The organism is Mesorhizobium sp. CA13, assembly GCF_020165235.1.
Taxonomy (GTDB): domain Bacteria; phylum Pseudomonadota; class Alphaproteobacteria; order Rhizobiales; family Rhizobiaceae; genus Mesorhizobium.
Window position 1 is genome coordinate 14,599 of the sequence record NZ_JAIUHS010000013.1, and the last position, 12,667, is coordinate 27,265.

Genomic DNA, 12,667 nt, shown 5'->3' on the forward strand with positions numbered 1-12,667 from the left:
GATGGTTGGAGGAGCTAGCCAGGGGCCGGTACGGGTTTGCTTTCCATTTATCGGTGATGATGTCGGTGGAAGCCACATCTCGGCGCTCAAGCTCATCCAGAATCTCGATACATCGAAGGTCGTTCCGATTCTGGTGCTTCAGGAAACGGCCGGGCCTCTGGCGGCCTTTCTGCAAATGGAAGGTCAGCCTTTCATGGGTTTCCCGCTGCCGACGACTTCGCCTGGAAAGGGAACAATTCCCGGCGATGTCATGACCTATCTGACCAGTACGCTCCCGCGCATGCGGCGTTTCATCAAGGAGCAGAAGTTCGATATCGTTCACACCAATGACGGCAGGACGCATGTGAATTGGGGCATTGCGGCGAGGCTGTCAGGTGCCCGGCTGGTTTGGCATCATCGCGGCGACCCCGACGCCAAGGGCGCCAACGTGCTTGCGCCGCTCATCGCGCATCGCATGGTGACGGTGTCGCGATTTTCGCGACCGCGGCATCCGATCAGATCCCTCAAGGGACGGCTCAGCGTCATCCATAGTCCCTTCGACCATCCGTCGACTGTGCCTGACAGGATCGCGGCCAAGGCTGCACTTCTGGACGAGCTAGGCCTTGCACCGGGAACACGCGTCCTGAGCTTCATCGGTGGGCTGATCGAACGAAAGCGGCCGCTCCTCTTCATCGATATCCTTGATCGTTTCGTGCGGGAGCATCCGCAAATCCCAGTCGTCGGCTGCGTGTTCGGGAATTCTCCCGCGGGCTCGCAAGATCTTGAAGCTGCCGCCCGCGTGCGCTGCGCCGAGCGCGGGCTCGGCCAAACGGTGCGCTTCATGGGTTTTCGCAACCCGATCGAACCTTTCCTCGCAGCAACGGATGTTCTGGTCGTTCCCGCCATGGGAGAGCCCTTCGGCCGAACCCTTATCGAGGCGATGTTCCTTGGGACGCCGGTGGTTGCAACCGATCATGGCGGCAATCCGGAAGCTATCGAGAACGAACGGACCGGATTTCTGGTCACGCCGGAAGACGCCGGGGCCTTCATGGAGCCGCTATCGCGGTTGTTGTCCAATCCGCCGCTCTGGGCCCGGATCAGCGATGCAGCCCGCGACCACGCCTTCTTCTCCTACAGCACACACCGCCATGTCGAAAATGTCATGAAGATCTATGACAGGGCGCTTTGCTCCCGCAAGGCCGGCTTGGCGACCGACCTAACCAGCGAAATCGGCGGTTAAAGGGTTTCACAATGCGGGTAGAGCACATCGATTTCCTTGTCATCGGAGCCGCAAAAAGCACGACGACCTGGCTGCAGCAGCAGCTTCAGGCCGATCCGGGCGTCAGCACGCCGGTATCTTGATAGACGCATCCAAGGGAAGGGCCTCCTTTGACATGAGTGAGTTTCGCGAAAAGTCAGCTGCGCCATTGATATATGGTTCCCCCGGCATGGATCGAGGTCTGCCGTACGAAGCCCATCATCCTGCTCGCAATGCGAACCAAGACACGGCAGCTGCCCAGAGTGGGATCGTTGCCACGACCCGGGCCGGTCAAGTTGGATATCGCCGCGAAATTGACGGCCTGAGGGCGATCGCAGTCGTTCTGGTGATTCTCTACCATTCAGGGCTTCGCGTCGCGGGCCTTGACCCCTTTGCCGGCGGTTTTATTGGCGTTGATGTCTTTTTTGTTATTAGCGGCTATCTGATTGGCTCGATTGTACAGCGGGAAGTCATGGATGGGACTTTCTCGTTCGCCAACTTTTACGAGCGTCGCGCGAGACGGATCTTACCTGCTCTGTATACCGTCTTAGCAGTGACGATCCCATTCGCTTGGCTATATATGCTGCCGAGCGCCTTCAGAGACTATTCGGCGAGCCTTTTTGCAACCATCTTTTCAGCTTCCAATCTATATTTCTGGCATGTTGCGAGCTACGACGCAGCCGACAATCTTTTTCGTCCGTTAATTCATACATGGAGCTTGGGAGTCGAAGAACAGTTCTACCTGATCTTCCCCTGCTTTCTCCTACTGGTGTGGAAATATGCTCGGAGGTTTTTAACCCCCATCCTGTGCCTTGGGCTCGTCGTTTCGTTCATTCTTGCGGAGTGGATGACAAGGCATTTTCCGGATGCATCTTTTTTTCTACTGCCGCCTCGAATCTGGGAACTAGGGTTGGGGGTGTTTCTGGCAAGACGCGAATTGACTGGCGGCCGGCTTGTGTCGATGCGCTCTTCACGAGTCGCGCCTGCGGTCGGTTTGGTGCTCCTGATCTGCGCGGTGCCGCTGATGAGACCGCAGTGGCACCACCCAGGACTTGTAACGCTGATCCCGGTTGCAGGAACGGCATTGCTTATCTGGTATACAGGGCACGGCGATCCCATTACACGAGCGCTTTCCTCCCAACCGTTTGTATTTGTCGGCCTGATATCATATTCTCTCTATCTTTGGCACCAGCCGATATTTGCTTTCGGCAGAATGAGTGCGACCAATTCTGTCGACGGCACGACGGTACTTTGTTGGATTTTGATGTCTGTTATACTTGCCATTGCGACTTACCGCTTCGTTGAGATGCCGACCCGCAGCAGAAAGCGAACCAGCAAGCCCGTTATATGGCTGATTGCCTCACTTGGGGCCGTACTACTCAGCGGCGGCGGATACTACTGGTATGTCCAAAATGGCATGCCAAGCCGTTTTGCGGGCGGACTTGCCCCGATTGCCGCTGCATCCGATATTCGCGAGGCTCAGATTTTTCAGAACGGGAAGAGCTGTCTCAACTTTGCGCCTGAACAGGGCCCTTGTACCTTTCATGGCTCTAACCCCGAGGGCTATGCTCTTGTTAGTTTAGGTGACTCTCACGCTCGCACTCTGCTTGGTCCGATGCGAGACAGCCTCGACGACTACCGAGATATCGCTTCGTTCACACCGCTCAATCGAGGCGGCTGCGTATTTCTCCTGGGTATGCAAAGGGTTGACGTGGACCAACCGGGTTGTCCAGGCGACTACAATGACAAGAGGCTCGACTACATAGGCAAGCTGAAGCGACCGATAGCCGTGCTCTTGTGGCGTCTCCCCATTCTCGTGGAGCAGAGCCGTTATGACAATGGCGAGGGGGGAATCGAGCCGGGCGACGATCACCCGCATTTGGCCAAGCTGGGTGAAACCGGGCCCGCCGATCCGGCTGCGGTCGCCACGGCCATTTCCCACACCATAAATACACTTCTGGAGCGCGGGGTGAAGGTTGTCTTAGTCTATCCTGTCCCGGAGATGGGTTGGAACGTCCCGCAGGTGCTTCTCATGCGGGCCAGACGCCAGAACGATCCTGCAGCTTATATGCAGGCGGAACCGATTTCGGTTTCCTACGGGGATTTCCGCCGGCGAACGCAACGGACATACGAATTATACGATAATGTAGGATCCGATCCAAATCTCGTGCGTGTGTATCCGGAGAAGGCCTTCTGCGATCAACAGCGCTGTTTCGCCAATCGAGGCTCTCAGATTTTTTATCGGGACGACAACCATCTCAGCGAGACCGGCGCGTCCAAGCTCAACGTTTTGATCATGGACGCCATCAAAGCACGGTGGGGAAATGACCGATGACAGACGAAGGAGAGCCGTGGACTTTTTCGACGGGGAAGCCTTATGCGACGTCCCAGCACGGAAGCGACAAGGCCGCCCCTTGCAGTAGAGCTCGACGCTATGCCTTGCGGTGGTATATTTCGAAATACGGGTCCAAAGAGCTGGCAATTCTCTCATCCATGTAAGCGATCTCGTCTCTGTTGAAATAGTCGACATAACCGCCAATTTTACCCCGCCGCACCTTAAAACTGTCGGGGTTCGACTGGTCCGTCGGGCGCATTCTTTCGTGACCGAAAGCGTCTGCCATTTCGATCTTTCGCAAATTCTCGAAAGAGCCAAAGGTTGTCGCCTCATCGAGGATCGCTTCCGGCACGCCCTCAATGCCCAGAAAATCCAGCGCCGTGCGAAGCGCCGATTTTGGAGCTTGGCGCATATGTTCGTAGGACAGCATTTGAAATGCCTTTACCTTGTCGCGGTTGTGCGCCCAGGCGTTGTAGAACGCTATGATGGAATCAATGCCGCCGACATCCTGGGCCAGAAACTCATTGATCGTCCCGTCAAACACCTTCATTCGGTGCGTTGCGTCAAAATAATATGAAACAAGCACGTCTCGCGGATCCCGAACCAGAAATAGGATCTTTTTTCCTGAATATCTTGACTTATCGGCCTGTATTTCGCTGGGACGCTTAAGGTTCGGGCTGTCGTCGTGAGAAAAGCCAATGCAAGGGATATTCGACGAGATCTTCCAGAAATGCTGGATTTCCATGGGATTCTGCAGGTTAAGGCCGTAGTGTTTGTCGATGACGCGGCCAACCATGGTGCGCAGCCACGTTCGACCGCATTTCGGATATGAAAGCACAAAGGAGTCCCGCGACCAAAAGATCATCTGGCGGCGCAACGCTCCCAGGGGACCCGAGTAGCGTATTTTCTTTGGAACGACGGCTTCGCCAAGGAAAAAGGTAGCGTCGCGAAGATTGTTCTTCAACTGTCCGAGCATAGAAAGCTTCCTCTGCTAGCGTGTGCTTGGCGCATTAGCGTCGCCGATAATGAAGTGCCCGAAGAACGGGACCGCCGGACCGAAACTCAAGCGACCATTTTAATCTCGGCCATTGTAAGCCATTGCGTCGGTGCAGCGAGACCTAGCTAGCTGGCTGGCCCGGACTGGTGGGAGTACCTCTTTGGATTAACGCGGCAAAGTCCGCTTGCAGTTCCGATAATCCCCCCATGCACAAAAGCATGTGTTGCTTAGAAAGCGGGTAAAGCGCCCCATAGCAGCGATAAGATCGTAGCCTCGAATCCGAACGATTGCAGGCCAACCTGTTCTTGATTGAGCAAGGGACTGGCAGGCACGGATTTGTGCCTGCGAGTTCAAACAGCCGCGTCTCTTAACGTGCTCTCTTGGAGCGCGGCGGCTAAGCTTTGTCGAGGTCTAGAATGAGCCAGTCAGATCAGCCGTTTGAGGCAATCAGTCCGCTGGGAGGCCAATCCCTTTTGCTGGCCACTGCAATCGCTCTCGGCCGTCTCGTCAGCAAGCCGCGCACAATTGTTCATGTGCTGTCGTACTTGCGCCGGCGGGTGACCGGGCGCGCCAAGGCCGTTGGCAAGAACCTTCATCTCTACATCATCGACCTGGCCCTGGCGCTGGCGGCACTGTCGTTTGCTTCATTCATGCGATTGGGCCTTGATGGAGAATTCACCGGTCCGGAAAGCCACGCTTCGTTGCTCTTCGCACTCCCTTGCTTCCTGCTTACATGCGCCGTGGTCTTCCCGGTGACTTGCCTCTACACCCGCAACTGGCGATATGCTTCCGTCGGCGACATGCTCGGTATCGTTCGCGCGGCATTCGTCACATCGCTGGCCTTCGTGTTCCTGATGTTTGTGGCTACACGGCTCGATTCGATTCCGCGCTCGGTGATAGTGATCCAGTTTCTGTTGCTCGTGCCGCTGCTTATTTCGGTTCGCATCCGCTCCAAGCTCGTTGAGCTAAGCCGCTTTGGTCCGACTGCGAACAGAGCGAGAAACGGACGCGACGTGGTCCCTGTGCTGCTGATCGGTGCAGGCGATGCGGCCGATCTTTATATTCGCGCGCTGCAGCGGGATCCGAATGCACGCCATTGGCCGGTCGGCGTGCTCGACAATGGCGCAACGACAGAGGGCTATTTCCTGCGCGGCGTGCCGGTTCTGGGCAGCATCGAAGACTTCGACACGGTCATCGGCGATCTGGAAGGTCGCGGCATCAAGCCCCGCCACGTGATTTTCACCGAAAGGGTGCCCGGCCTCGTCGACCCGACGCTTGAAGCGCTGATCGACCGGGCCGACCGTCTGGGCATCGCTGTCTCTCGCCCCGCCCCCGTCCTGGAACTGCGCAATCCTAAATATCAGAGTCGCTTCGACTTGCGCCCCATCGAACTTACCGACCTGCTGGAAAGGCCGCAGGCGGTTCTTGATAAAGATGCGTTGTCCCGAATGATCGAAAACAGGCGCATCGTCGTCACCGGTGCCGGAGGCTCGATCGGTGGAGAGCTCACGCAGCAGATTGCCGCGCTCGGTCCCACCGAAGTGGTCCTGATCGATAACAGCGAGTACAATCTGTACGCCATCGATCTGGAGTTGGCGGAGAAATTCCCGAATGTGCGCCGGAAGCCATATATCTGCGACGTACGCGATCCTGTTCGCCTGGGCGAGATTTTCCGACGCCATCGCGTCGACCTGGTCTTCCACGCGGCGGCGCTCAAACATGTGCCGATGGTCGAGTTGAATCCCTGTGAGGGCATTCTTACCAACGTCATCGGTACTATGAACGTGGCAGAAGCGACCCGCCTTTGCGGCGCCAAGGCAATGGTCCAGATATCCACCGACAAGGTTGTGAACACGACCAGTGTCATGGGCGCTACCAAGCGCCTAGCGGAACTCTATTGCCAGTCCCTGGACCTCGCCTTTACCGCCGGCGATACCCCCGTCCGCTTCATGACCGTTCGTTTCGGCAATGTTTTGGGTTCAAGCGGGTCGCTGATCCCGCTATTCAAGCGCCAACTCGCCCACGGCGGTCCGCTGACCGTGACCGACATGGAGATGAAGCGCTTCTTCATGACAATACGTGAGGCGGTTGAACTGACCTTGCAGGCATCGGCCCATGGTCTGGAGAAAAAACTCGGACAGGGCGAAATCTTCGTTCTCGACATGGGTGCGCCAATCAAGATCATCGACATGGCGCGCCGCATGATCAAGCTCGCGGGATTTCGGCCGGATGAGGACATCAAGATCAAGATTGTCGGCTGCCGGCCGGGAGAAAAGCTGTTCGAGGAACTCTTCGACGAAAGCGAAAGACGTGTCGACGTTCCGATTTCCGGAGTTTTGGGCGCCGTGCCCAACGCGATGCCGCTTGACACGCTTCGCAAGGGATTTTCGCAATTGCGTCGCTTGGCGAGGGCCGGCGACACTGAGGGAGTGTTAAACCTTGTTGCGGATATGCTTCCCAGTTACCGCAGAGACGAAGCCAAGCCTGCGGCGGCGGTGACGGCGCCATTCGTGCCTCATGTGATCCTCGGTTCAGCCAAGGCAACCACGCGTCCACACGAGGCGGCCGCTTGAGGCCCAGCGGGAGCGCTGCCGTGCTAAGGCATATTGCCTCGGCTCTGTTTGTCGCGCTGTCGTGCGGTACTGCACTGGCCGGGGCGCCTCAACCTCAGCCGACAGTGGCCGAGGCACGGGAGGCGGTCGAGCTTGCGGGGGCCTATTTCCGCGATCATCTCGGTGTAGCGGGAACTTATGTATGGAAATATTCCCTCGACGGCCAAAAGAGGGTGGGCGAAGGCGGTACCGTGCCCGCGAGCGTTGGCTGGGTGCAGCCGCCTGGTACGCCGGCCGTCGGCGCTGCGTTCCTGCGTATCTTCGAGGTTACCGGCGACAAGCAATGGCTTCAGTCTGCCCAGGTCGTGGCAACCGCTCTCGTCAAGACTCAGCTGGAGTCCGGCGGATGGTTTTACAAGATCGAGACCGACCCGCAAAAGGCGGCGACATGGTGCTACCACGCACTGAAGCTGGGCAGGAATACCTGTCGCGATATCAAGGACAATCCGCAACGCAACGAGACTGTCCTCGATGACAACAACACACAGAGCGTGCTGAATTTTCTGATGTGGTTCGACCTGGCGAGCGGCGGTTCGGATCCGGACGTCCGTTCCTGCATCGACAGGGCGCTTCATCGATTGATGCGGGTGCAATACGCGAATGGGGCCTTCCCAGTCTTCTTCAAGGGAGTTGCGCCTGGGGCGGATGTAAAGGCTGCGGCCAAGGCGAGTATTCCGGCCAGTTGGTCCCACGAGTGGCAGAAGCCTGATCGTCCGCCCTATTTCATCATCAACGACAATCTTCCCCGCGATATGGGTCGTCTCTTTCTCAACGCGTACCGCACATATCATGATCCCGCATATCTCAAGACGGCGGAGAGGGTCGGTGATTTTCTCCTTGCAGCCCAGCTGCCCGCGCCACAACAGGGCTGGGCTCAGGGTTACGATCGTTCCATGCAGCCGGTTTGGGGGCGCAGGTTTGAGCCGCCAGCGGTCGTCTCGCGCGAAACCGCCGGCAATATCGATTACCTGATCGAGTTGAACGAGCAAAACGGGGATGCGAGGTTGCTGCACGCGGCGACGTCTGCTGCCACCTGGCTACAGGCAGCGCGCCTGCCCGACGGCAGTTGGGCACGTTTCTACGAACTCAACACCAACCGGCCGCTTTACATCGATCAGGGCGGCCAAGTGACCTTCGACGACATGGACCTCCTGAAACACTACGGCATGAAAACCGGTGCAGAGATCGAGCCGGTGTTCGCTCGGCTCGAGGTTGCAAAGCGGGGGCAGAGAGTTTCACGTCAACGACTGTGGATCAGTGCCGCGGATGAGTTGAGCGCTGGCGAACTGAATTCGAAGGTGCGTCAGCTCGTCGACAGTCAGGATACCCAGGGACGTTGGGTTGAGGGCCGGTTTATCGAGGGAGAAGACTTCGTCGAGGGCGTGTTCGCCCTCGCTCGTTTCATCTCCGCGCCAGCATCGGAGCCGGCGAAATAGTTTCTGCATATCGCTCGCTCTTGCCATGGGGAGATCCTGACCAAGATCTTCCGGTGCGCCGATTTAGCCTTCGTAGAAGCTGGAAAGCTCGGCTGGTGGGCCTTAGATCGGCCTGCGTGGGAAAGGTCGCGAACGACCGTACTTGGAGCGAGCACCGCGAAGAAAGCGCGCGACCGTTCTTGGAGCTGGGCCATCGCGCAAAATCGCAACACTGGGCGCCATTCCAAGCAGCAGAGGCACGACAAAAAAACGACCGTAGATATGGGGCAGCGCATTGGCCAGCGCCGCGAAGAGGAGAACGGTCGTCGCCGTGCAAATGGCAGATGCCCTGCCTTCACGGTTACGAGCGGCAAGGATGGCGATGGTGATGCCTGCCACGAGCAGGAGCAGAAAACCGACGAATCCGGGCAGCCCTGCCTCGACCCATATGAGGAGATAGGCGTTGTGGACCGGGGCGTGCAATTCGCTGACCTGCCGATACTGGTCGGCACCGATGCCGAGCAGCGAATTATTGTCCGCTTTGCCAATGGCCTCATGAATGAGCCGCATACGGTCCGCAAACGTGCCGGCCTCATCGAGGTCACCATTCTGCAGCGCATTCAGCACGCGGCGTTGGAAGACCTCGGGCAAGAAATCGCGGCCCCAGGTAACGGCAATGAAGAATGTGGCGATCGAGGTCACAGCTAAAGAAATGATGCGGCGCCAAGAGCCCGTCGCGACCACGAAGATGGTGACCGCAAAGACGAGGCCGATCAGGCCGGTATTGGATCCTGTCAAAATAATGCCATAACCAAAAAGCGGCAGTCCGACCCAAAGCCAGCGAGGCCTTATGCAGCCTGACGCCACCAGCCACAACATTAGCGGGACAGAGAGCGCTATCAGCGTTGCGCATTCATTCTCGCGTTCCACCCAACCCTGGAAACGACCATTGCCGCTGACAAAGACGGTGCCGCGTTGCTTGAGGATGTCGATTATCACTATCCCCTGCAGACACATCACTGCGATCGAGCAAAGAAATGATTTCATCAAGAGAACGATTTCGGCCCAGGGCCTCGACACGATCATGAAGGCCAGGAGAAAGTAAGCGTACAGATATTGCGCCGAGATGATGAAGCCTCGCTGCGGATCTCCGTGGATCAGACTGCTTAGCAGCAGCATCCCGCATAGTAGGGTGATGCCGATGTTCCATAGAAACGTCCCCGCCCCCAAGGGAGAGATCGAAAAGGATTTCCCGAGCATGGCTGCAAATACGGCCGCGAGAGCGAAGCCGTCGCTGATGGTAAAGTAGAATGCATCAAAACGAAGAATATTGAAGGGCGTGAGAAAGACGGACGCCACGGCGAACCAAAGCCCGAGTCTCTCGGCTACCTCTGGCAACGATGTGACGGCCGGTTTGGGGCCGGGCCTTGTCCAATAATGGCGAGGAGCCCTGGCGTAGTTCATCCTCACTCCTGAAATCTGTTTTGAGAGTCCTTTTCGCCAGCCCTCATTGGGCCTGCAGTTCAGCCTATCTGCCAAGATAGGGCCCGGGCCGGTTACGTTATCCTTTTGGATGATGTTGCCTTTGCGGCTAAGCCTCTTGAGCGCGATTGCGGCCGCACAACCATGTTAAAACTGTCGTCGCGGTAAGTCGCGAATTCGATGCTGAGTTGCCTCCAGGTCCGATGTGGCAGGGCCGGATTAGACCAGTCGAAGACAGAACAAAAAAAGGGGCGGGATCTGTGAGCTTGATAGACGACAACAGCGTGTGGAGCCGTCTGGAACCATTCCTTCAAGAGCCGATCGAGCCGTCGAAGGAACGCACTTTCGGCCCGCGCGAACTCTACACGCTTTTCCGAAGGCGCCTCCCCTTGATCCTTGCGGTCGTGACTACCGGCACCGCTCTCGCGCTCATCGCGGCCATGGAACTTCCCAAGACGTATACCGCTCGTTCGATGATCGTTGTCGAATCCGACGATCCCAATCCTCTCGACACCGCACAAGCGCAGCCTAATCAACAGCCTGACAAGTCGCGAATGGACACCGAGGCGGATCTGATCACTTCTCGTGTCTTTGCCAGCCTGGTCGTCGACAGACTGGACCTCATCAAGGACCCGGACTTCAACACCTATCTGAAACCAGCCGCGAGCCGAGCTTCCCCTTCGGATTCGGGCCCTGGACTGCTGTCACAGACCGTCGGCTTGATCGTCTCGATACCGCGAGCACTATGGAACCTTGTCGCCGGCGCCGACCCGCAGGATGCCGCGTCGCTGCCATCGAAGGGGGTTCAGCAAGATCGGGCGATTTCATCGTATCTGTCGAGCGTTTCGGTTGACCGGTCCGGAGAGAGCTCGGCGATGACGATCTCCTTTTTCAATGACGACGCGTCGAGGGCGGCCCTGATAGCCAATGCGACGGCCAAACTGTTCGTGGAATGGTCCCGGGACAACAAGCGGCAGGACATCAAGGACGCCGTCAGCTTTCTGAGGCAGCAATCGACGGAGCTTGCGTCACGGATAGCCGCCATAGAAGGCCAGATCGCCAAGTATGCGGCAGAACACGGCGTGTCCAGCGATCCGCGCGATGATCTGCTGCGCGCCTCGATCCAGCAAAGCAACGAGCAGCTCAGCACCGCCAGAGGTGAATACACGCAAGCGCAGGCGCGCCTCGCCCAGGTGAGGCTGGCAGCCAAGAGCGGCGACGCGGGCGCCAACGTCGATCCCCTGCTCTCATCGGACTTCCTGACGTCCCTGCGCAACGACGAAGCGACGGCGATGAGGGACCGCGCGCAACTGGCCAGCAATTACGGGCGCAATCATCCCTTGGTCCAGGAGGCGGATGCAAAAGTAGCGGCCGTCCGCACGATGATCTCTCAAGAGATGCTGCGTACGATCGCAATCCTGGAAAATGACGTCCGCGTCAACGAAGGCAGGGTCAACCAACTCGCGAAGACTTTGGAGGAGTCCAACGAGCAACTGCGGCAAAGGAGCCTGGCGGAAGCGAAGCTCCGGGAACTGAACAACCAATTGTCGACCGAGCAGAAGCTCTACGACCTCGTGTCAGGCAGACTTGGCAGCCTCGATCCGTTTTCCGAGGCGGTCGAGCCCGGCGTGCGGACGGTTTCCGCCGCCGAGATTCCGACGAGCCCTTCCTTTCCCAAACTTCGTTTGATGACGGCGGGCGGTTTCGCCGCGTCGCTGATCCTAGCCCTGATCCTTGTGCTGACGCTTGAAAGCATGGATGTGAGAATACGCGAGTCACAACGGGTATCGAAGCTTATCCGTGCGCCACTGCTGGCATCGATTCCGCAACTGCCCAAGAAGTTCCTGCAACGCGCCACGCCCCCTCTTGAAACCTTGTTGTCGCAACCGCGGTCGGCCTTCTCCGATGCCTTCCGGTCGCTGTACATGGCCTGCACCCGGATGAACGGTGGCCGGAGCAAACAGGTGATCCTGGTCAGCTCAGGACTACCGCAGGAAGGCAAAACAACGACGGCCATGGGCCTCGCCGTGGCAGCTGGAATGGACGGCGCCCTGACAGCGCTGATCGATCTGGATTTGCGAACCCGCAGCATCCATAGCGCCATGGAGTTTGGGCCCGCCGACAAGACACTCAACGACTACCTACATGGTGGTTGCACCCTGGCGGAGATCGTTCAGACGCTTCCTGAAGTTCCGCGACTGGATGTGCTGGCGCCATCTGCCGACGACCAGACCTTGCCTGAATTCCTCAATTCCAGCCAATTCGCGAAATTGCTGGAGGCGTTCCGGCTGGAATACGACGTGGTGATCATCGACGCGCCGCCTGTGCTCGTCGTCGAAGACGCTATCAGGATTGCCGCCTCGGTGGACACTGTCGTGGTCGTGGCCGCGTGCGACAACACCACGCAAGAGGCTCTCGCCCAGGTTGTCGAGCGCCTGCGGTTCGCTGGCGGCCCGTCGATCGGCTGGGTGTTCAACCGCGTCGACCCCTTCCGACAGGCCCGTGGTGCCCTGCGGAAAGCCTATTTGAAACGGCAGCAGATTCGTCGTTATTTTCCCGCTTGACCGCCATCGGCCGCGCGGCCGATCG

The 12,667-nt window shown here is 58.1% G+C and carries 7 protein-coding genes; 5 read left to right on the top strand and 2 right to left on the bottom strand.

The genetic code is table 11. The features are described from left to right. Position 1 precedes the first annotated feature (1 nt). Both LB566_RS24435 and LB566_RS24445 read left to right on the top strand, forming a co-directional pair. Positions 2-1,219 carry a glycosyltransferase family 4 protein gene (locus LB566_RS24435; protein ID WP_411910502.1) on the top strand — a complete coding sequence of 406 codons (1,218 nt, stop codon included), beginning with the start codon at positions 2-4 and terminating at the stop codon, positions 1,217-1,219. A 154-nt stretch (positions 1,220-1,373) separates the two neighbouring features. Then, on the top strand, positions 1,374-3,572 hold the full coding sequence (locus LB566_RS24445) for an acyltransferase family protein (protein ID WP_224628070.1): 2,199 nt from the start codon (positions 1,374-1,376) through the stop codon (positions 3,570-3,572). A gap of 97 nt (positions 3,573-3,669) precedes the next feature. Here the strand turns inward: LB566_RS24445 and LB566_RS24450 are convergent, their stop codons facing one another. Next, on the bottom strand, positions 3,670-4,548 hold the full coding sequence (locus LB566_RS24450; protein ID WP_224628072.1) for a sulfotransferase domain-containing protein: 879 nt from the start codon (positions 4,546-4,548) through the stop codon (positions 3,670-3,672). Between the two features lie 437 nt (positions 4,549-4,985). Between LB566_RS24450 and LB566_RS24455 the strand changes: the two genes are divergently transcribed. Further along, complete coding sequence (locus tag LB566_RS24455; protein WP_140642928.1) at positions 4,986-7,142, top strand: nucleoside-diphosphate sugar epimerase/dehydratase; 2,157 nt, start codon at positions 4,986-4,988, stop codon at positions 7,140-7,142. Positions 7,143-7,162: 20 nt separating this feature from the next. Next, positions 7,163-8,617 (top strand): pectate lyase, encoded by a 1,455-nt coding sequence (locus LB566_RS24460; protein ID WP_224628074.1) that lies wholly within the window; start codon positions 7,163-7,165, stop codon positions 8,615-8,617. A gap of 102 nt (positions 8,618-8,719) precedes the next feature. Here LB566_RS24460 and LB566_RS24465 read toward each other — a convergent pair whose 3' ends face one another. After that, positions 8,720-10,060 (bottom strand): O-antigen ligase family protein, encoded by a 1,341-nt coding sequence (locus LB566_RS24465; RefSeq protein ID WP_224628076.1) that lies wholly within the window; start codon positions 10,058-10,060, stop codon positions 8,720-8,722. 284 nt (positions 10,061-10,344) lie between these two features. On the opposite strand from LB566_RS24465, the gene LB566_RS24470 reads away from it, so the two are divergent. Next, on the top strand, positions 10,345-12,642 hold the full coding sequence (locus LB566_RS24470) for a GumC family protein (protein ID WP_224628078.1): 2,298 nt from the start codon (positions 10,345-10,347) through the stop codon (positions 12,640-12,642). The last annotated feature ends 25 nt before the right edge of the window (positions 12,643-12,667 follow it).